An 18,704-nucleotide genomic window follows, 5' to 3' on the forward strand; every position below is an offset into this window, starting at 1 on the left:
GGATTGCCACGTCTATCACTCCTGGTCTCCTGCTGCTCAACATAGCTGCAGGCTAGGGTTAGTGCGTGGGTCAGAATTAGATGGAAATCCTGGGGGTTAGTGGGTCACTTCTGTGTGGAAATCAACATGCGCCAATTGGCCAGTGGGCGGCATACAGCGATACGACTGGCTCTGGCGCGGATTGGCCGCCAGGACACCCTACAGTCAATTGGTGGAATGTGTTTACATTCGGCTCGACTTTGGCCGTTGGTCGAGTCACACAGCGTGCATCGCAGACGCTTTCCACGGGTTACCAGGGGTGGGTTTTCGAGCGACAACTGCACGATGCCGCGTGGGGGCCGTGGCAGCGAATTTTGGGTGCCCGTTCGCTGATTGAAAACTGGACTCTTGCAACCATTACCGCGGGCGCATGCAATGTTGACCCCGAAGTCGCCACTATTTGGTGGATCGAGCCAGCGTCAAATGTCTCGATAAGTGTTCGCGCACCGCGCGGTCCTGGTGACCAGCTCACACTGCGTTTGATGCAGCGCGGAAGTTATTCCTTCAGCTTCAGCAGCAACAACATCAAATTGCCTACAGGTGCGCCGGGGCTGCAACTGGGTGTGAATGAACTTCTGACGGTGGCATTGATTGGTGAATTCGGGGGGAACAATATGTGGAACCTGTTCATTGGCGGAAAGCACACAGCATGATTGCCGGTCGCATCATCATGAGCTGGGGAAGCACATACATTTCTATCGCAGCCACTGTCCGCAGTCCCGATATAGCGGCTCTGGCCCGTGCGCGTGGATGGAATGGCACGGGGCCAATCTTCTGCACCATCAATCCTGGTGTTGATGTGGCAGGGCTTGTCATTTCTAACGTCCCTGACGACTGTGTGACCCTCATCAATCAGGGGCGTATAGGAGGAGTGATCAACGGTGGCACCGCGATCTATACCCGAAAACGCATACGGATTGACAACGCAGGCGGCATCATTTTCGGAGGTGGCGGCAGAGGCGGCAGGGGCGGATCTTTGCGCATTCAGAATCCAAACTCTCCCAGCTACTTCGCCTCTGGAGCAGGTGGCGATGGCGGGGCGGGAGCAGGCTTTACTGATTCGGGTGCGGTATCGATGGTGAGCGCAGTATCGGGTGACTATGGCCGGACTGAGACGCTTGGCGGTGCATCCACTGGCGGCATTGGCAGCTCCACCGGAGGCCGAGGAGGCAGTGGCGGCGCCATAGGAATGCCGGGGGCTTCGGGCGCTTCGGGCACAGCCTCCGGTAACTACACCTTGATTCAGATCTATCAGCCGGGAGAAGGCCAGGCAGCCGGCTACTACGTGGACGGGGCAAGCCTAACCACCTGGATATCCCCAGGCACCCGTATGGGGAACGCTGCAAACTGAGGATCAACATGTACATCGACACAACTACGAATGAATGGGGTCTGACTCAAGCTGCAATCATGCAGCGCCACCCCTTGACAGTGTTTCCTGATCCGTTCGTCCCCCTTGAGCAATACGCTCAGGTTGTGGATCAGCCACAGCCAGCGTTTGATGCGACCACGCATAAGACCGTAGAGCTACCTCCCGTAGAGGGTGAGGGTGGCTTCTTGCAACAGTGGGCTGTCGTGCCGCTAAGCTCTGAGGAACTGGCCCAGCTGGAGGCCGACCGCCTGGCTGCAGAGAAGGCTGCTCGAGACGCGGCACGGATCACCATTTCCCGCACGCAGGGGCTGGTCTACATCTACCGAAACCTGCGGGTTACTGAGGCGGACGTGGAGACGCTGATTGCGGGTATGGATGATGAGGATGCGAAGTACGAGGCTGGTTTGTATTTCCGGGCTTCAACCTGGGATAGTGACAACCCGCATGTGCTGATGTTTGGCGCTGGCATTGGCCTGGATACCCCGGCCAAGCTGGAGGAGGCTTTCCGCGCAGCCCAGGCGCTGTAGCAACTCTGGCCAGCGCCATTGATTTGGCGCTCGCACGACAAAAGACGGGGCGACCTGGTGCAGTGCGGTAACACCGCGCCAGGACCCATTCCCGCAGATCAAGCCTGCAAGTCCGGCCAGGGCCACGCCACTCTCGCGAGAGCGGCGATAGTCTAACCGGAGTTTCATTTACCGAAACTTCCTTGCAATGAACGACATCCGATGCGGCAGCTGCGGCCGCAAGCTAGGGGAGGGGGTGTACTCCCTCCTGAATATCAAGTGCCCCCGCTGTGGGGCTTTGAACTGTTTGAGGGCAGATAGCCCCACACCAGAGCGCCACAGAGTGCCATTGACGGAGGCCAACAATGGCAACCCCAATCGTGCCCTGGATAGGCGGTAAGCGCCGCCTGGTCGATCTACTTCTAAAACGCTTTCCCCCGCACAGCTGCTACGTCGAAGTCTTCGCAGGCGGTGCGGCTGTGTTCTTTGCCCGTGCGCCTGCCGATGTGGAGGTGCTCAACGATGTCAACGGCGACCTGGTCAACCTCTACCGGGTGGTGACGCACCACCTGGAGGAGTTTGTGCGCCAGTTCAAATGGGCGCTCTCCAGCCGCCAGGTGTTCAAGTGGCTGCAGGAGACCAGGCCTGAGACCTTGACGGACGTGCAGCGCGCTGCGCGCTTCTTCTACCTGCAGCAGCATTGCTTCGGCGCCAAGGTGACGGGCCAGACCTTTGGCACGGCCACCACGGCACCTGTGGTGAACCTGCTGAGGATCGAAGAAAACCTGTCTGCAGTACATCTGCGGCTTGCGGCCGGGGTCACCATCGAGCAGCTTGACTGGGCTGCTTGCCTGGACCGCTACGACCGGGCGCACAGCCTGTTCTACCTGGACCCACCTTACTGGCAAACCGAGGGCTATGGGGTTCCATTTGCCTGGGATCAGTACCAACTCATGGCGCGCAAACTCAAGGCCATCAAGGGCAAGGCAGTGCTCAGCATCAATGACCATCCCGACATCCGCGAGTGCTTCAAAGACTTTGCAATGGAGTCGCTGAGCATCGAGTACACGGTGGGCGGTGGGGGGAAAGCGGTGGAGCGTGGAGAGCTGGTTATCTACAACTGGAATCCTAAGGATGAGCCTGCAGGCCTGTTCTAACAGGCCGCTGGCCCCACCTTGGCTGTGCCCGCTTCGGCGGGCTTTTTTATTGTCCGAAAGAGGCGGCATGGACTTCACCCAATTATTCGAAGCCGCCAAGTCCCAGCTTGGTTCTGCCCTGGCACTTGCGGCCGTGGTGACTTACTGGATCTGGCGGGAGCGCGGCAAGCAAAAGCTGGAGGACGCGGACAGCGCTGGCAGCGTGCAGGCAATTGACGAGTGGAAAGCCATTGCGCAGGACCTGCGCGAAACCAACCGCGAATTGACCTTGCGCGCTGACTCATTCGCCAAAGAGCGTAACGAGCTGACCGCATCTCTCGGTCTGCTGCAGGGGGAGATCAAAAGCCTGCAACAAACCATCGACAGCCAGGCCCGGCAGATCGAGGCCCAGCGCGGAGAGATCCAGGCGCTACGCACGGAGGTGCAACAACTGAGGTCACAACGATGAGCAATACCAATTTCGGCGATCTGATCCAGTGCAGTCCAGCCGCACGCAGCGCCTGGCGCTGGGCCAAATCCATTGGCGCGATGACAGTCATTGTGGGCGGCACTTTCTGGTGTGGCGCCACCACCGGTTACTGGATTGGCGTTGCCAACGAGCGAGAGCGCGGCCAGGCCGAGGTGGGGCGCTTGCAGTCTGCCTACGGGGTGCGCCTGGATCTGCTGACCGGCAAGACAGAGGCCGCTGCTGATTCAGCGCGCACAGCGGCCAATGCAGCTGCAGGCAGCAGCGCGGCGGTTGAGCTGGCCGCCAGCGAGGTGCAGGCCGCTGCCATGCGCGCCCAGCAGGCTGCAAAGACCGTGCAGCGCGCCGCCTCGGGCAAGCATGCCGCGCCAGACGCGCCATAGCCCCCGGAATCCCTCCCTACCCCTTAACCCCATGGCTTCGCCACACAAATGCGCTACGCGCGCAAGGAGTTCGTTTTATGGAATTTGTCATTACTGCTGGGCACAGCAACACCGACCCGGGCGCGGTAGCGCACGGCCACACTGAAGCCGAGATTGCGGTGGATATGCGCAACCTGGTAGCCGCTGAGCTGCGGCAGCTCGGCCACCGGGTCTGGACTGATGGCGAGGGCCGCGATAACCAGCCGCTGGCCACCGCGATCAATCTGATTCGTCATGGTGCGGTCGCGCTGGAGATTCACCTCAACGCATCTACCAACCCCCAAGCCACGGGAGTGGAGACGATTGCGCTGCCTAAGCACCGGGATCTGGCGCAGCGCATCAGCTTTGCCGTGTCGGCCGTACTGAGTTTGCGGGTGCGTGGTGACGCGGGTTATATCGACCAGTCGGCCAGCGCACGCAGAAAGCTGGGCTTTGTGTCGGCAGGTGGCCTGATTGCAGAGCTTTGCTTCATCAGCAACCAGGCTGACTTGGTGCAGCTGCAGAGCAACATGCACCGGGTGGCTAGCGCCATTGCGGAGGTGCTCACATCATGACCTTGGAGCGCACCATTCTTGCGGCCGCAGCCATCGCGCTGGCGGGCCTCGCAGGTGGCTGGACCTTGCACGCCTGGCGCACAGACAGCCAGCTGCAGGCCAAGGACACTGCCATCGCGCAGATCCGGCAAAGCCATGCAGAGCAGCTGAGCGAGCAGGCTACGGCCGCCCGTGAGGTAGCGCGCCTGGTGCAGCGCGCCACCGATCTCAACCAGGCCGCGATTGCGGCCGTCGACACCAAACTATCAGGAGAGAGAGATGCAGAGAAGCTGGAAGCTGATCGCCTGCGCAAGTGCGTTGGCAATGGCACTTGCGGGGTGCGCATCGTCACAAAGCGTGCCGCCTGCGCCGCCGGCGCAAGTGACGGTGGAGGGCACCTCGATGCCGGCGCCGGCAGCGTGGGCGATGCAGCCATCGCGCTCGACGGAGATACTGGACTCGCTGTTCTGGATCTACGAGACAGCGTCAAAGAAGACGCTCGAAAGATCCAATACTTACAGACCTTCGCACAACGATGCAGCTTTATCAAAAATCAGAATGCCGCATTAGTTTTTGATTAAATTATTGATAGGTGTGATTTCTATAAAACTGCCGGCAGTCGAGGTAATTTTTGCTGTTAGAGAATTACCTGGCTGCCGTATCAACTCTACTTCTGCTTCCGTTAATTTTATGTCAGCTGGAGGAGTTGAAAAATTTTCACCAAAAACAGAAATTTCAACAGGCGGATGTAATGCTTGTATATTATTCCTGTTTTGAATGCCGATTTGAAGTTTATTTGCGTTCGAATTCATATACATTCCAATAGTCAATTGTACAGACTTGTCGCATTTCCCGTTCAATGCATAAAACTCTCCAAGCTTATATATTTTTTTAACTTCTTCTTCGGGAATGGGCGAGCTGAAATCTACTGTTAGATCTTTATTGGAAAATTGAGCAACAGTTTTTAAATGTGATAAAAAAGTGAGTGTAGTGAGTGTGTCTCTAATTAAATTTTCCTTGTCCCAGCTGAAACTAGGAATATTTAATGTGGGGTGGTTGGCCAGTTCGATATCTATTTTTACTGTGCACGAATTTGCGCATAGCTTCACAAATTTAAAAAGTTTGTCAAAGTTGGGGAGTTTGAATAAACTCTTGCCATTCCATGACTTTAAATCTATATTGGCAATTAATTGTAATGGCGGTGAGGTTCGAGCGACAGTTGCTTGGAATGTCAATAGTTTCTCGAAAAGCTCCCATTTAAATGTGCCGCTTACATCGCCCGCTTGGTGAGTGCATGGTAGTCTTGGGTACTCAATATTGGTATTTCCGTCAATGCTGGTGAGCAGCATATTTACCTCACCAATTTTTGCAACCGGCTCAATGATGAATTTTCCGCGTGTAGCTTCATCCAGAATCGACTTTACGGCTGCTGATCCAGAAACGTCCAGTCTTACGTTTTCTAATTTAATAGGGGCTCCGTGATCCCGAAGTTGCTTGAATTGTTTATCGAGATCATCTGGGTCAAATTGGCCGGCAATATTAAAATTCAATGAAACGGGTTCTTTAACACTTCCTACTCTATATGAAGTGATGCCATCATTGTAAGATGTAGATATGTCTAATCTTGGGTCTAAGTCGTGTAGCAATTCCTTTATGCCAAGGTGAACGTTTTTGATGCCTGTAGGAACATAAGCTTTAGGTTGTGCTCCGGCAGCTAATTTAAGCAAATTGGCAGCATCTTCTTCCCTTGGCTGTCGCTTATTTTGTCTAAATAAAGCGTTGCTTTCAGCTGATGATTTCCATTGTTTTAATTCATCAACTGAGTAACGTGTTTTGTCTGAATCAATTTCACGACCGTGAATTGCACAAAGCCAAATGCCGTTTTCTGCAGACTTTCTCTGCTCTGGAGTCAATGTTGGATCATAACGTGGGCCACCCGGTGAAGCTGCAGTGATGTGAGCAGCTGTCCCCGTATTTGAAGTCCCACCGTCTTGGGCTGGACCGATAGTCGAAACATCGCAATCTGGCCTAGAACAACGATATGTAACCCGCTCGGCTAATGTATTGATAACCGACTTAGAGAAATTATGACGTTTACTTTGTGTTGCCATTGGTTTTAACCTATCCCACATTGATGACATAGCAGAATAAATCAAGAAAAACGATGCAGTCTAGTCACTTTCCCTGACGTTCGGTTACATGATACGTCTAGATTCCCAATGGTTAAAATTTTTTCGCTGTGTCAACACCGCACTACCGGAATCTCTTCGATGTTGGTTGTATAGCGTGGGGTGCGCCGTTCTTGTCTCATCTCCCAGCGGGCATTTACAGGCTCTACGCCGGTTGAGGCCAAGTGCAAGGTGCCGCGCCCGTAGCGCATGTTGATCTTGTCCAACGCACCATAGAGGGCGCTGCGATCCTTGGAGGCCTCGCCCATGTCCAACTCGCATTGCTGAATGGTGCCATCACTGATATCGAGCAGAATCACCCCGGCTTTGATCAGCTGGTATCCGTCTTCATAGATCCGCTTCAACCCGTCGACGGCGCTGCGGACGATCAACGCGGTGTCCGCTGTCGGCCGCAGCAGCGGCACAATGATGGAGCGGCTGTAGCGCGGACCAGGCCGGAATGGGCTGGTATGTGCAAACACCTGCACTTGGCCGGCCAAGCCGCGCTGACGCCGCAGCTTCTCGGCCGCACGGCTGCCGTATTCGCTCACTGCCTCAATCAAAGGGCCGAGATCCTCCACTGGATGGCCAAACGACCTGGTGCAGGCGATCATTTTCTTAGGGGGCGGGGCATCCTCCAGGGCGATGCAGCTCTCGCCGCGCAGTTCGCGCACGGTGCGCTCCAAGACCACCGACCAGCGCCGGCGTATGGTGCCCAGATCGGCCTGTGTGAGCTGCCACACATTGGCGATGCCCGCCTCGTTCAACTGGTTGCTAATTCGCTTGCCAATGCCCCACACCGCGCCAACGTGGGTCTGCTCTAGGATCGTCTGCAACTCGCTGCGGGAGATCTCCTCCAGATTGCATACGCGTGCCAGGTGCCCCGGGTAGCTGCCTGGCTTGCGTTCCGCATCCTTCGCAATCGCATTAGCGAGCTTGGCCAGGGTCTTAGTTTTGCCAATGCCAATCCCGCAGGGGATGCCTACTCCGCGAGCTATACGGTCCCGGATGGCCCAGGCACGACGGGTCACATTTCGCACGCCGTCTAGCGTGATGAAACTCTCGTCAATGCTGTAGATCTCTTGTTCCGGGCCAAGGCCGGCCGCCAGGCTCATCATTCGCTCGCTCATGTCCCCATACAGGGCAAAGTTAGCTGACAGCGCCACGAGCCCCTTAGTGATCTCCAGGTGCTTGATCTGGAAATAGGGTGCGCCCATCTTGATGCCCAGGTCCTTGGCTTCGTTGCTCCGTGCAATGGCGCATCCGTCGTTGTTGCTCAGTACCACCACTGGGCAGCGGTTGAGCGCTGGGCGAAACGCCCTCTCGCAGCTAACGTAGAAGTTGTTCCCGTCGACCAGTGCATACATGTTCACACCTTGACGAAGCGCTTGATGCTGCAGGTGACAACGCCCCAGATCTCCAACGTCTGCTCGTCGCTGATGCTGATGTCAGGGAAGGTGGGGTTGGCCGCTTGCAGCTTGATGCGGCCACCGCGCTTGAAAAGGTATTTGACGGTGAAGTCGTTGTCCACTACTGCCACCACAATGGACTTGTGCTCTGGCTTCATGTAGCGGTCGACCACCAAGAGGTCGCCATCATCGATGCCGGCGTCCTTCATCGATAGCCCGCCCGACTTGACCAAGAATGTGCAAGCGGGATGAGGTATCAGGAGCTTGGTGAGGTCGATTCGCTCCTGGCTCCAGTCATCTGCAGGGCTTGGGAAGCCGGCGCGCACAGTGCTGCCCGCCACAGGAAGAACCATGGAGCTCGCATCAAAGTTGAGGGGCTGTAAAATACTGTGCATGTATACAGTATAAATGAGTCTGGAAATCAGCAGATATGGATGCGCTCGATTGACCGTTGCCGGAATCTGTGGTCTGTTAGGAGAATCACCCGGGGTGCATACGGGTGTAAAGTGCGACAGCTATCATGCAATGAGGGGTTATTGCAGTGATACGGAATTGATACCGTGAGCGCATTTCCCCTCTGTGGCGACCCCCTGAACTACGGAGAGGGACAGCGGCCTATTGTAGAGGACTTGCCGAGCCTCGCAGCCAATCTGGCGGGGGACGGCATCCGATGCGTTGATCCGCACACAGGATGCCCCTCAGCGCAGGGGTCTGCCTGGGCTGTAAAAAGTCGCGACTCCAGGCAAACTCCTGCGGAAGCGCAAAATTTCACAGCATGTTTCCTTTTCCTTCCACCCCACTCCCCACGTTGACGGCATTGAACGACCGCTGGCAATCCATCGGTTCCCTGCAAGCGCTGTACGTCAGAGTCGGCAAGGCGCCTGAGCCGCGATCGGTGGCGGAGGCCCAGGCCATCGGCGGCTATGGCCTGGCAGAGGATCGCCATGCGTCCCTTCTGTCTCCCCGGCAACTGCTGATCGCAGACAACGGTGCCTACCGGCGCTGGTATTTAGCGGACGGCACTCTTAGGGAGAATCTGCGGGTGGACTTCCCGGTCCGGGGACTTGCTTCCGGAGATCTGCTGCGGATTGGCAGCGACGTGGTGCTTTGGATCACGTTTGTCTGTGAACCCTGCCGGTTGCTGGAGCGCAGGGCGCCGGGGATCGTTGCAAATATCGGCCGAGATCGAGGCATGCTTGCCCGTGTGCTGCGAGGCGGAACCATCCGCCGTGGCGCAGAGATAGCGGTATTCCGCGCGCTAGCGCCTGCGTTCAGCGACCAGTGGCAGCAGAGGGTCCAGCAGGTGGCCTGCGCGGTGCCCGAGGGCGCCTGGATCAGCTATCGGCAGCTGGCCGAGATGGCCGGCGTGCAAACGGCCTATTGCAGAGCTTTTCCCAAGGTCCTGGCACAGTTGCCAGCGCCTGTTGCCGCCAGGGTGCGGAGCCAGCGCAGTGGGGCAGGAGAGGCGCCCTGGTCCGGTGCTGGATTCTTTGGCATGGCCCAGGATTGACGCCTGCATTGCCTGAGAAACGGCAACTGCAACCCCGGCTTCCCGCTGACAAACATGCCTTCGCCGTTTTGCAACGGGGCGGAGGCATGTCCTTGCGCACTGCAAGCGATCCGTGGCTCAGGGGCTCAATCAGTCATACCGCAAGGTGTAGATCAGATCCAGCGCGCTGGTCGTACCGGCGGAGCCGCGCAGCTGCAGATTGCGGGTGAAGTCATAGAAGATGTAGAGCGCGCCCAGGGTGCCGGCCAGGCCGGCTTCGTAGGTCACGTACAGATCCTGCGAGATGCGTTTGCCCAGCGACAGGCTGGCGGAGTCGCGGTCGGTACCGCCAAAGCCGATTTCGTCCAGGCCCAGGCCCTTGGCAATATTGCCGGTGATGCTCTCGCCCGAGCCGCCGCTGAGCAAGGCCAGCGCCGCCTGCTGCATCAGTGCGCTGCTGGCGCCACCTTCGGCTGGGTCGCGTCCCATCACCACCCAGGAGATCTTCTCCGCATCGGGCATTTCGGGGTTGGAGTACAGGCGCACGCGCGGCGCCTGTGCCGAGCCGCTGACCTGCACACCCGCCCGCACAGCGATGTTCGGACGCAGCGCCAGAATATCGAGCGAGGGATTGTTGTATGGGCCATTGAAGCGGATCAGACCGGTTTCCACATTCAGCACCTGGCCCCAGGCGCGGTAGCGGCCTTCTTCGGTGCTGATGACGCCGGTGATACGCGGCATGCCGATGCCGGCGCCGCCGCTGCTTTGCACATTGAGCGTGCCAGTCAGGCGGGTGGTGATGCCATAGCCTTGCAGCGCGAAGTCGTGGCCCATGTCGAGCTTGACGTTCAGGATCAGCGGCTTGGCGGGTGTCACCTGGCCTGCAGGGGCATCGAGCTTGGCCTGGGCGGCCTTGGCCGCTTCCTGCTTGGCCTTCTCGGCAGCGGCTGCGCGGCTGGCCTTGGTGCTGACCACGACATCACTGCCCAGCTTGGGCGAGGATGCATCGGCCAGCATGATGCTGGCGCGGTCCACGGTCAGGTCCCCGGTGATGCTCATCTGGCCTTGCTGCAGCTGGCTGCGCACCTGGCCGGAGACGCTGACCTGGCGGTCGGCACGCACCAGCACCTGCAGGGCCTTGGCCTGGGTGCGGATGTCCATGCGGATATCGGGTGCAGCGCCGTTTTGCGGCATGGTCCAGCTGATGGTGCCGGTGGCATCCAGGGTACCGCCGCTGGTGGGCGCGGCCGTCAGGTTGCCGCTGTAACCGGCGATGCGGGCACGGCTGCCTTCGCCGCCATCAAAGTGCAGGCTTTGCAGCTCCAATGTATTGCCGTTGAGCTGTGCACGCAGGCTGCCGTTGCGCAGGTCCACGCCATCCAGCTGCGATTGGACGTGCATCTTGTCGGCGGTGATGGTGCCGCTCCAGCGCGGGTCTTGCAGATTGCCTGCCAACTGCACATTGGCCGCCAGGCTGCCCGCTACGCGCCAGCCCGGGGGCGCAAAGCTGGCCCAGATGCCCAGGTCGGGCATTTGCGCCTGCACGCTGCCGCTCAGTGGCGCATCGGGGGCCACAGTGGCGCCCAGGTAGTTCTTGCCTTCGTACTGCAGCGCGGTTTGCACATCGGCCGTCAGCTGGCCGGCGTTGACCGAATCCCACTGCACGCGGCTGCGCACCTGGCGGTCTTGCACGGTGACTTCCACCTTGGCAGTGCGGATGCGCGCGATGACGGTCTGGCCCTCTGCCGAGAAGGCCTTGGAGATGGCGCCTTCCTTGCCACTGGAGTGGAAGGTCACGTTCTTCGGCGCACTGCCCTGGGTGTGCAGCTGCAGATCGCCACTGGCGCGCTCGATCTCGAGCTTGGCATTGAGGCCGTTTTGCGTGTTGACGTCCCAGCGGCCCTGGACGACGAGGTCCGAATCGAGCGGGCTGTGCTTTTGCGCCTGGCTCGGATCGGGCTTTTGAAAGGCGCGTATCCAGCGCACAGGCAGGCCTTGCAGGGTGCCCGTGCTTTGCAGTTGCACAGCCTTGTCCGCCCCCTGGCTGAACTGCAAGGGGTTCCATTGCAAGGTGACGGTGCCGGGCTGGGGGCCGGTCAGCTGCAACTGGCTGGCGCCGGTGCTGGCGCGCAGGGGCTGGCTGCCTGCCGGCAGCTGCAGTTGGAAGTCCAGCGGCTGCTGCAGCTGTACCTGCCAGGGCTCCTTGTTGGGCGGCAGCGTGGCGCGGGCTTGCAGTTTGCTCAAGGCGCCACTCCACCGCTGGGCGGCCGTGCTGTTGGCCGCCAGGCTGACCTGGGCGGCCATTTGCTGCTCGCCATGCTGGGCTTGGGTGCGCAAGTCGAGCTGCACTTTCTTGAGGTTGCCGACCAGGGCCAGCTCGGTATCGCGCAGCTGCCACAGGTCAGCCGCATCGGCGCTGGGGCGCACGCTCAGCTGCGGGGTGGTGATGCTGGCATCGAGTGCAAAGGGCTGGCCGCCAGAGGGCATGCCCTCTGGCAATCGGGCCAGCAGGCCGGCCTGCTGCAGCTGGCGCAGCGCATCACCATAGCCACCGCTAAAGCGCAGCCTGGCATCCAGGCTGCCCTGGGCGAGCATGCCCTCGGGCAGCGCCTGGGCCGTGCCCGGCACCTTGCGCAGCCACTGCAGCAGTTGCTCGGCGCTGCTCAGCCGCAGCGCGACATTGCCCTGGCCTTGCTGAGGCGTGGCCTGGGCCTTGGCCTCCAGATTGGCACCGGGTGCCTGCACCGACAGCTCACCCGCGCCGCTGCGCTGGTCGATATTGGCGGTCAACTGCTTGGCGTTGATGTGGGCGCCCAATGCATCGATCTGCGCGCTTTGCAGCTGCAGCTCGGGTGCTTTCCACTGGCCCTTGGCGACCACGCGGTCGATCGGCAAGCTGGTGCTCGCTGCACTGGCCTTGGCAGGCGTGCGGCGGTCGGAGGTGATGTTGGCGTCAAAGACAATGGCCTCGTTCTGCGACTGGGCCGACAGGGTGCCGGACAGCGGCGCGCTGTCGATGCGGGTATCGACCAGCGCCGGGTTGATCGCGCGCAGCGCTGCCTGGATGCCGGCATGGTGGTCGGCCAGGCGGTAGTGGCCCTGGGCGGTCAGGCTGCCGCTGCCCAGGTGTACCTGGCTGCCTTCGAGGACATCCACGCGCTGGCCGTCAAACAACGCGTGGGTCTGCACGGCGCTGACCGGCAGGTGCTGGTGGTTGATGGGGCCGGGCAGGGCGTTCTTGATATCGACCTGGATATCCAGCGGCACGGGCAGCAGCGCAGGGGGCGTTGCGGGGGCGGCATCCTGGGCATCGGCAGAAGTGGTGGAATCGGCCTTATTAGCCGTGGGGTCCACCGGCACATCCACCAGTGCTGGTGCGGGATGGGCGGCATGGGTGCTGCTGACCAGCTCGGGCGCCGCCTCGCTCACCGCCAACTGGCCGTTGAGCAAGGTGGTGGGCAGGCTGGGCAAGAAGGCGCCCAGGTTGACGCTTTGCAACTGCGCCTGTGCCGGGCCCAGCGGCCAGGGGCGCCAGGGGTAGACGGTGGCATCCACATGGGCCTGCATGGGCGCGGCGCTGGCCAGTGCCTGGGCCGAGCGGGCGGCCTGGGCCTTGGCGGCTTTCTCCTGGGCCGAGGGTGCCTTGTTGGCGGTTTTTTTGTTGCCGGGGGCTGGCGCGGGTGGGGTGTCCGCCGCTTTGGCCGTTGCAGCGGGCAACTGGGGATTGACCTGGGCCTGCACACGCAAAGCGGCATCCAGGCCCGACAAGGTTCCGCTGACCTGCACACCGGCATCGGCCAGGATGGCGGGCAGGGTATCGGTGGCAGGCTGGTCCAGTTGGGCTTTCAGCTTGGCGCTGGTCTGCATCGGCGCCAGTGCATCCACATCGGCTTTGAGCTGCAGGCGGCTGTTGAAGGCTTCGACCTGGTCTATCTGCAGCTGGTGCTTGTCAGTGGCGTAGAGGTAGTGGCCCTGCAACTGCGTGACGGTGACGGGCTGCGGCGCGGCCCAGACGATTTCGTCCACCGTAAAAGGCACCTCCAGCACACGCAGCGGCAGCGGTAACTGCTCCAGAGGCTTGGTCGGCTCCTTGGGCTTGTCGATGCCCGAAGGCGTGATGGTGACCTTGGCGATATGGATGGGCGCCAGACGCAGCTCGCGGTCCAGAATCTTGTCCAGGCTCCAGCCGATAGTGGCCTGGTCCACCTGCACGCTCAGCGACGGGTTGCTCCATTGCAGTTGGCCGATGCTGCCACCGCCGCGCAGGCTGCCTTGCACATCCTGCGCCTGCAGTTGCATGTCGGCCGGCAAAAAGCGCTGGGCCAGGGTGATGGTGCGGGCCAGCGAATCGTTCTGCCCCGTCCACCACCAGGCGCCGCCCAGCAAGGCCACCAGCAGCACGATGAGGGCAAGCAGCAACCACAGCAAGTAGCGTGCGGCGCGCCGCCATCCACTGCGCTTTTGAGGGGAAGGGGGGCCGCTGGGCGGAGACGCCGCAGCAGGCGCCGCGCTGGCTGGAGGTGCAATAGCGTGTGTATCTGCCATTTTTAGAAGCTGTATCCCAGACGCAAGTGCAAGCGGAAGCGTTCATCTTTGAGGCCATAGGCCACATCGGCCTGCAGCGCACCGACCGGGCTGCGCCAGCGCAATCCGGTGCCAATGCCCCAGAAGGGGGTCAGATCACCGGCCTTGTCGGCGACCGAGCCTACGTCGGCAAACACCGCCGATTCCCAGGCGCTGATCTCGCCATTGCGCACGAGGGGGCGCTGGTACTCGACGCTGCCCACATACATGTAGCGGCCGCCATAGACCTGGTCGCCCGCAATGCGGGTACCGATCTTCTTGTAGCCATAGCCCCGCACGGTGGTGTCGCCGCCGGTGATGAACAGCTGGGTCGCAGGGATCACGGCCGAATCCTTGGCCATGATGGCGCCGCCTTCGGCCCGCAGCGCAATGCGCGCGCTGCGCGAGCTGCCATTGGGCGCTGTGACCTTGCCTGCCGGCACAAAGCCCTGCCAGCGCAGCAGGCTGCGCACAAAGGGCTCGCGCTCTGGTGTGATGGTGTAGCCGGCACCCAGCTCGGCGGCAATGCCGTAGCCGCGCGTAGGGTCGGTATTGTTGTTGAAGTAGCGGCCCGTCCAGCCGTAATTGACGCTCAAGGCGCTACTGGAGGGGATTCTTTCCTGGCCCTGCACCGAGGAGAAGTCGTACTGCAGGAAAGCGCTGCGGTCGATATGGTCCGAGCTTTTCTTGTGACCACCGCGCAGCTGCATGGAGTTGACGGTGAAGTCGCCATTGAGTTCGCGCTTGACCTCGCCGGCGCCAAAATAGGCCCAGCCACTTTCCTTGGGCAGATCGGTCCACTCGGTGGACAGCAGCTTCTTGTCGCGTTCAAAAGAGAACTTGCTCACGGCCCGCCATCCCAGACCGGGCATCTTGTTGTGGATGTGGTCCAGGCTCAGACGCGGCCCGGTGTCGGTCGACATACCGATACCAAACACCACCTTTTGCAGCTTGGCTTCACGCACCTGGGCAATGACCGGCGCTTCCTTGGGGTTGGCGGTGTCGGTGTCCAAGGTCAGAAAGACCGAATCGTAGTAGCCGCTGGCGGCCAGCCGGGTCTGGGCATCGAGCATGTCGGTTTCGCTGTAGTTCTGGCCGCTGGGCAAGCGGGCAATGCGGGCGATGCCTTCAGCGTCGTAACGCTCGGTCCCCTCGATACGCAGCGGGCCGAACTTGTAGAGCGGGCCGCTGTCATAGCCCACCGACAGCTTGGCCTCGTTGGTATCGCCGTCGATGTTGGCCTGGCTGTTGCTGATCTTGGCGGTGGGGTAGCGGTTGCGCTGCAGGCTGCGCAGGCCTTCGGACTTGGCACTGCTCCAGCCTTTTTGGGTAAAGCCCTCACCGGGCTGCAGATCCCAGTTGCGTTGAAAGCGCGCGCGGCGCGCGGCAAAGTTCTTTTCCTGGGTGACTTCACCGCTGTAGTCCAGCTCGACCTCGGTCACCTTGGTCTGCGGGCCGGGTTCGACCTCGATCAGTAACTGGGGGCGTGCCTGGCTGTTTTCTGTCGAGATGCCGGTGTCGGCGGGCGCGGTGCCGGTGTCGTAGGCATCAATCTTGATCTCCGGGCTGAAGTAACCCAAGGTGCCCAGCAGCTCGCGCACGTCTTCATCGGCACTGCCCAGCAGGCGCGTCATCTCGCTCATCTGCAGCCCGGGAAAGTTGCGATAGCGTTTGAGCTCCAGGTGCTGCTCCAGGTACTCGCGCACCTCTTTGGGGGCCTTGACGGTGATATCAAACGCGGGTTCGCTGCTGGCATGCGTCGCAGAATCCTCCGCGTCGTCGCCCTTGGGGGTGCTGCTGCAGCCTGCAAGCAGAGCAGCAGTAAGAATAAAAAACGCCGGCAGGACCGGCGTCGTCAGACGTTGGCGCATGGTCACTTTGACAGCAAACGCATTGTGTCCTCCAGCCCTTTGAGCGACAGGGGAAACATGCGGTCACCTACGAGTTGTTGTATCAGGCTGATGCTTTGGCGGTATTGCCACACGCCTTGCGGCTCCGGATTGATCCAGGCGTGTTTTGGAAAGGCATGGGTCAATCGTTTAAGCCACTCGGCCCCAGGTTCCTCATTGTTGTACTCAACAGAGCCTCCTGCTTGTAGGACTTCGTATGGACTCATTGTTGCATCGCCGACAAAGATCAGTTTGTAATCTTTGTTGTATTTTCGGATGATGTCCCAGGTCGGAAATTTCTCGGCGTAGCGGCGCTTGTTGTTCTTCCACATGTAGTCGTAGACACAGTTATGGAAGTAGTAGAACTCGAGGTGCTTGAACTCGCTTTTGACGGCGCTGAACAACTCCTCGACCCGCTGGATGTGGTCGTCCATCGTGCCGCCCACGTCCATCAGCAGCAGCACTTTCACATGGTTATGGCGCTCGGGCACCATCTTGATGTCGAGGTAGCCGGCATTGGCCGCCGTGGCGCGGATGGTGTCGGGCAGGTCCAGCTCCAGGTCGTTGCCTTCGCGGGCAAAGCGGCGCAGGCGGCGCAGCGCCACCTTGATATTGCGGGTGCCCAACTCCTGGGTGTCGTCGTAATCGCGGTAGGCCCGCTGCTCCCAGACCTTGACCGCGCTGCGGCTCTTGCCCGGGCCGCCAATGCGCACGCCGGCCGGGTTGTAGCCACCATGGCCAAAGGGGCTGGTGCCGTTGGTGCCGATCCATTTGCTGCCGCCCTCGTGCCGGCCTTTTTGCTCTTCCAGGCGTTTTTTGAGCGTCTCCATCAGCTCATCCCAGCCCATCGCCTCGATGGCGGCCTTTTCTTCGGCACTCAGCTCTTTTTCCAGCACCTGCTTGAGCCAGTCCTCGGGCAGCTCCTTCTTCCAGTCGGTGAGCATTTCCATGCCCTTGAAATAGGCGCCAAAGGCCTGGTCGAACTTGTCGAACAGCTTTTCATCCTTGACCAGGCAAAGCCGCGCGAGGAAATAGAAGTCGTCCAGGCTCCAGGCATCCTGGGAGCGGGGACCGGCCAGGCCCTTGTCCAGTGCTTCAAGCAGCGTCAGCAGCTCCTTGACCGACACCGGCAACTTGGCCGCGCGCAAGGTGTAGAAAAAGTCTATCAACATGGTTTGTAAACAATCCGTAACAGTTTGGCGCTAGCCTCTCCAGTCTAAAGGGTACTCGGAAGGCTAGCTGTCATGGTGATGATCAAAACGGACAAGGCACGCCAGGCTTTGCGGGATCGCGGCAGCCTGTCCGTGCAGGAGCGCCAGATTCTGATCTTGTGCGACGGCCAGCGCTCACGTCAAGAGATTGCGCGTTGGGTCGGGGACAGCGCGGGCAGTGTGCTGGATGCCTTGGTCCTGTCCGGCTATCTGGCCACGCAGCAGTCCGCAGCACCGCCTCCGCCCTTACCACCTGCCGCGCCTCCGGTCCCGCCAGGCACGCCCGTACCCCCATCGCCTGCTCGGCCCGCATCCGCACCGGTGGCGGCTGCATATGTGGAACAGACGCGGGCCAGCCATGGCAGCAAACGCTCGCTGGCGGGCTGCAAGATGTATGCAGTGGGCATTTTGCAGATGCAGCGCAGTGCCGATGCGATGGCGCTGGCCGTGCGGGTGCAGCAAGCCAGCGATGAGACCGAGTTGCTGCTGGGCCTGGTGGACATGGTCCGCTTTCTGGAGCAGATGACCAATACCGGCTATGCCGACAACGTCAAAACCCATCTGCGCCAGATTCTGCCGGAGCAGTATCTGGGCGTGTTGAACCTGCAGACTGCCTGAGCTGGCAGCTCTTGAAGTCTCAGCGCGGCTGGTCCAGCAGATACAGCAGCTGGGCCTTGGCCTCGGGCCATTCGCCGGCCAGCATGCTGTAGAGCACGGTGTCCCGTACGGTGCCATCGCGGCGCGGCGCATGGTGGCGGATGACGCCGTCCTTCTTGGCGCCCAGGCGCTCGATCGCGCGCTGGCTGGCGAAGTTGTAGTTGTCGGTGCGCCAGCCCACAACGGCAGCGCCCAGTGTCTCGAAAGCGTGGGTCAGCAGCAGCAGCTTGCAGGTGGTGTTGACATGGCTGCGTTGCACGCTGCGCGCATACCAGGTGTAGCCAATCTCGACGCGCTTCAATGCGGGCACGATGTCGTGGTAGCTGCTGGTGCCCAGCAACTGGCCGCTGGCCTCGTCCACCACCGCAAAGGGCATGCGGCTGCCGGCATCGCGCATCGCCAGCGCCTGCTCGATATAGGCACGGGTGTTTTCCGGCTCGGGTACCGAGGTCACGCGGATGTTCCACAGCTCGCCATCCTGCGCGGCGGCGCGCAGGCCCGCCTCATGCGCCAGGGTCAGCGGGGTCAGCAGCACGCCACGGGCGCGCAATTCAACGGGTTCAACGAAGGCCATATGCCTCTTTCTATTCAGCGTTCAGGGTTGGAGGGGCGGCGGCTACGCCAGCGCCGGGCCAATTGCAAGCCCGCGCCACCGCCCAGGCCGACCAGCACAATCGCGGCAATGCTGCCGGCGCCATAGCCTTCGGAGAACAACTGCCAGCCCAGCAGCGTGGCAATGCCCCAGCCCAGCAGCGCGCCCACCAGAAAACCGGCCGCGTCGCTCAGCCCTTCGATCAGCAGTTGCTGCGGCGTGGCCATGGCA

General features: G+C 60.7%; 18 protein-coding genes. 10 read left to right on the plus strand and 8 right to left on the minus strand.

Annotated features, from left to right (window positions below; all coding sequences use genetic code 11):
• The first annotated feature begins 218 nt into the window (after window positions 1-218).
• The 8 genes from ACHWUQ_RS08430 to ACHWUQ_RS08465 all read left to right on the plus strand — a co-directional run bounded on the left by ACHWUQ_RS08430 (window position 219) and on the right by ACHWUQ_RS08465 (window position 5,076).
• Window positions 219-692 (plus strand): hypothetical protein, encoded by a 474-nt coding sequence (locus ACHWUQ_RS08430; RefSeq protein ID WP_394680870.1) that lies wholly within the window; start codon window positions 219-221, stop codon window positions 690-692.
• Between the two features lie 706 nt (window positions 693-1,398).
• Window positions 1,399-1,938 (plus strand): hypothetical protein, encoded by a 540-nt coding sequence (locus ACHWUQ_RS08435; RefSeq protein WP_394680871.1) that lies wholly within the window; start codon window positions 1,399-1,401, stop codon window positions 1,936-1,938.
• Window positions 1,939-2,125: 187 nt separating this feature from the next.
• On the plus strand, window positions 2,126-2,317 hold the full coding sequence (locus ACHWUQ_RS08440) for a Com family DNA-binding transcriptional regulator (RefSeq protein WP_394680872.1): 192 nt from the start codon (window positions 2,126-2,128) through the stop codon (window positions 2,315-2,317).
• The gene (locus ACHWUQ_RS08445; protein ID WP_394680873.1) at window positions 2,283-3,074 is read left to right on the plus strand and encodes a DNA adenine methylase; all 792 of its coding nucleotides are present in this window, start codon (window positions 2,283-2,285) and stop codon (window positions 3,072-3,074) included. The genes ACHWUQ_RS08440 and ACHWUQ_RS08445 overlap by 35 nt, the downstream gene beginning before the upstream one ends.
• Before the next feature lie 67 nt (window positions 3,075-3,141).
• On the plus strand, window positions 3,142-3,522 hold the full coding sequence (locus ACHWUQ_RS08450) for a hypothetical protein (RefSeq protein ID WP_312412688.1): 381 nt from the start codon (window positions 3,142-3,144) through the stop codon (window positions 3,520-3,522).
• Window positions 3,519-3,923 carry a hypothetical protein gene (locus ACHWUQ_RS08455; protein ID WP_394680874.1) on the plus strand — a complete coding sequence of 135 codons (405 nt, stop codon included), beginning with the start codon at window positions 3,519-3,521 and terminating at the stop codon, window positions 3,921-3,923. The genes ACHWUQ_RS08450 and ACHWUQ_RS08455 overlap by 4 nt, the downstream gene beginning before the upstream one ends.
• 77 nt (window positions 3,924-4,000) lie before the next feature.
• Entirely contained in the window at window positions 4,001-4,516 is a 516-nt protein-coding gene (locus tag ACHWUQ_RS08460) for an N-acetylmuramoyl-L-alanine amidase (protein WP_394680875.1), read from the plus strand.
• Window positions 4,513-5,076, plus strand: a complete 564-nt coding sequence (locus ACHWUQ_RS08465) for a hypothetical protein (RefSeq protein ID WP_394680876.1) — start codon at window positions 4,513-4,515, stop codon at window positions 5,074-5,076. The genes ACHWUQ_RS08460 and ACHWUQ_RS08465 overlap by 4 nt, the downstream gene beginning before the upstream one ends.
• Here ACHWUQ_RS08465 and ACHWUQ_RS08470 read toward each other — a convergent pair.
• The 3 genes from ACHWUQ_RS08470 to ACHWUQ_RS08480 all read right to left on the minus strand — a co-directional run bounded on the left by ACHWUQ_RS08470 (window position 5,062) and on the right by ACHWUQ_RS08480 (window position 8,425).
• Window positions 5,062-6,636, minus strand: a complete 1,575-nt coding sequence (locus ACHWUQ_RS08470; protein ID WP_394680877.1) for a hypothetical protein — start codon at window positions 6,634-6,636, stop codon at window positions 5,062-5,064. The two genes, ACHWUQ_RS08465 and ACHWUQ_RS08470, sit on opposite strands and share 15 nt — an antisense overlap.
• Window positions 6,637-6,737: 101 nt before the next feature.
• The gene (locus ACHWUQ_RS08475; RefSeq protein ID WP_394680878.1) at window positions 6,738-8,030 is read right to left on the minus strand and encodes a Y-family DNA polymerase; all 1,293 of its coding nucleotides are present in this window, start codon (window positions 8,028-8,030) and stop codon (window positions 6,738-6,740) included.
• 2 nt (window positions 8,031-8,032) lie between these two features.
• Entirely contained in the window at window positions 8,033-8,425 is a 393-nt protein-coding gene (locus ACHWUQ_RS08480) for a LexA family protein (protein WP_394680879.1), read from the minus strand.
• A 455-nt stretch (window positions 8,426-8,880) separates the two neighbouring features.
• Here ACHWUQ_RS08480 and ACHWUQ_RS08485 point away from each other — a divergent pair, with 455 nt between their 5' ends.
• The gene (locus ACHWUQ_RS08485; RefSeq protein ID WP_394680880.1) at window positions 8,881-9,582 is read left to right on the plus strand and encodes an MOSC domain-containing protein; all 702 of its coding nucleotides are present in this window, start codon (window positions 8,881-8,883) and stop codon (window positions 9,580-9,582) included.
• 129 nt (window positions 9,583-9,711) lie between these two features.
• Here the strand turns inward: ACHWUQ_RS08485 and ACHWUQ_RS08490 are convergent, their stop codons facing one another.
• From ACHWUQ_RS08490 to ACHWUQ_RS08500, 3 genes are all read right to left on the minus strand, one after another.
• Window positions 9,712-13,980: a translocation/assembly module TamB domain-containing protein gene (locus ACHWUQ_RS08490; RefSeq protein WP_394680881.1), complete on the minus strand. Its 4,269-nt coding sequence runs from the start codon at window positions 13,978-13,980 to the stop codon at window positions 9,712-9,714.
• Window positions 13,981-14,108: 128 nt separating this feature from the next.
• A complete protein-coding gene (locus tag ACHWUQ_RS08495; protein WP_394680882.1) occupies window positions 14,109-15,995 on the minus strand; it encodes an autotransporter assembly complex family protein in 1,887 nt (628 codons plus the stop codon).
• A gap of 2 nt (window positions 15,996-15,997) precedes the next feature.
• On the minus strand, window positions 15,998-17,185 hold the full coding sequence (locus tag ACHWUQ_RS08500; RefSeq protein ID WP_312452451.1) for a VWA domain-containing protein: 1,188 nt from the start codon (window positions 17,183-17,185) through the stop codon (window positions 15,998-16,000).
• A gap of 72 nt (window positions 17,186-17,257) precedes the next feature.
• Between ACHWUQ_RS08500 and ACHWUQ_RS08505 the strand changes: the two genes are divergently transcribed.
• Window positions 17,258-17,842 (plus strand): hypothetical protein, encoded by a 585-nt coding sequence (locus ACHWUQ_RS08505; protein ID WP_394680883.1) that lies wholly within the window; start codon window positions 17,258-17,260, stop codon window positions 17,840-17,842.
• Window positions 17,843-17,861: 19 nt separating this feature from the next.
• Here ACHWUQ_RS08505 and ACHWUQ_RS08510 read toward each other — a convergent pair whose 3' ends face one another.
• Complete coding sequence (locus ACHWUQ_RS08510) at window positions 17,862-18,455, minus strand: GNAT family N-acetyltransferase (protein ID WP_239809289.1); 594 nt, start codon at window positions 18,453-18,455, stop codon at window positions 17,862-17,864.
• Between the two features lie 14 nt (window positions 18,456-18,469).
• Window positions 18,470-18,700 (minus strand): hypothetical protein, encoded by a 231-nt coding sequence (locus tag ACHWUQ_RS08515; protein ID WP_239809288.1) that lies wholly within the window; start codon window positions 18,698-18,700, stop codon window positions 18,470-18,472.
• Window positions 18,701-18,704: the final 4 nt, after the last annotated feature.

It is taken from the genome of uncultured Comamonas sp., assembly GCF_964277875.1.
Lineage (GTDB): Bacteria > Pseudomonadota > Gammaproteobacteria > Burkholderiales > Burkholderiaceae_C > Comamonas > Comamonas sediminis.

Excerpts from the sequence above, each read along its gene's own strand:
- ACHWUQ_RS08480 (WP_394680879.1), bottom strand. The coding sequence starts at position 8,425 with ATGGTTCTTCCTGTGGCGGGCAGCACTGTGCGCGCCGGCTTCCCAAGC.
- ACHWUQ_RS08500 (WP_312452451.1), bottom strand. The coding sequence starts at position 17,185 with ATGTTGATAGACTTTTTCTACACCTTGCGCGCGGCCAAGTTGCCGGTG.
- ACHWUQ_RS08440 (WP_394680872.1), top strand. The coding sequence starts at position 2,126 with ATGAACGACATCCGATGCGGCAGCTGCGGCCGCAAGCTAGGGGAGGGG.
- ACHWUQ_RS08515 (WP_239809288.1), bottom strand. The coding sequence starts at position 18,700 with ATGGCCACGCCGCAGCAACTGCTGATCGAAGGGCTGAGCGACGCGGCC.
- ACHWUQ_RS08435 (WP_394680871.1), top strand. The coding sequence starts at position 1,399 with ATGTACATCGACACAACTACGAATGAATGGGGTCTGACTCAAGCTGCA.
- ACHWUQ_RS08475 (WP_394680878.1), bottom strand. The coding sequence starts at position 8,030 with ATGTATGCACTGGTCGACGGGAACAACTTCTACGTTAGCTGCGAGAGG.
- ACHWUQ_RS08505 (WP_394680883.1), top strand. The coding sequence starts at position 17,258 with ATGGTGATGATCAAAACGGACAAGGCACGCCAGGCTTTGCGGGATCGC.
- ACHWUQ_RS08460 (WP_394680875.1), top strand. The coding sequence starts at position 4,001 with ATGGAATTTGTCATTACTGCTGGGCACAGCAACACCGACCCGGGCGCG.
- ACHWUQ_RS08450 (WP_312412688.1), top strand. The coding sequence starts at position 3,142 with ATGGACTTCACCCAATTATTCGAAGCCGCCAAGTCCCAGCTTGGTTCT.
- ACHWUQ_RS08510 (WP_239809289.1), bottom strand. The coding sequence starts at position 18,455 with ATGGCCTTCGTTGAACCCGTTGAATTGCGCGCCCGTGGCGTGCTGCTG.
- ACHWUQ_RS08445 (WP_394680873.1), top strand. The coding sequence starts at position 2,283 with ATGGCAACCCCAATCGTGCCCTGGATAGGCGGTAAGCGCCGCCTGGTC.
- ACHWUQ_RS08455 (WP_394680874.1), top strand. The coding sequence starts at position 3,519 with ATGAGCAATACCAATTTCGGCGATCTGATCCAGTGCAGTCCAGCCGCA.
- ACHWUQ_RS08495 (WP_394680882.1), bottom strand. The coding sequence starts at position 15,995 with ATGCGCCAACGTCTGACGACGCCGGTCCTGCCGGCGTTTTTTATTCTT.
- ACHWUQ_RS08465 (WP_394680876.1), top strand. The coding sequence starts at position 4,513 with ATGACCTTGGAGCGCACCATTCTTGCGGCCGCAGCCATCGCGCTGGCG.
- ACHWUQ_RS08470 (WP_394680877.1), bottom strand. The coding sequence starts at position 6,636 with ATGTCATCAATGTGGGATAGGTTAAAACCAATGGCAACACAAAGTAAA.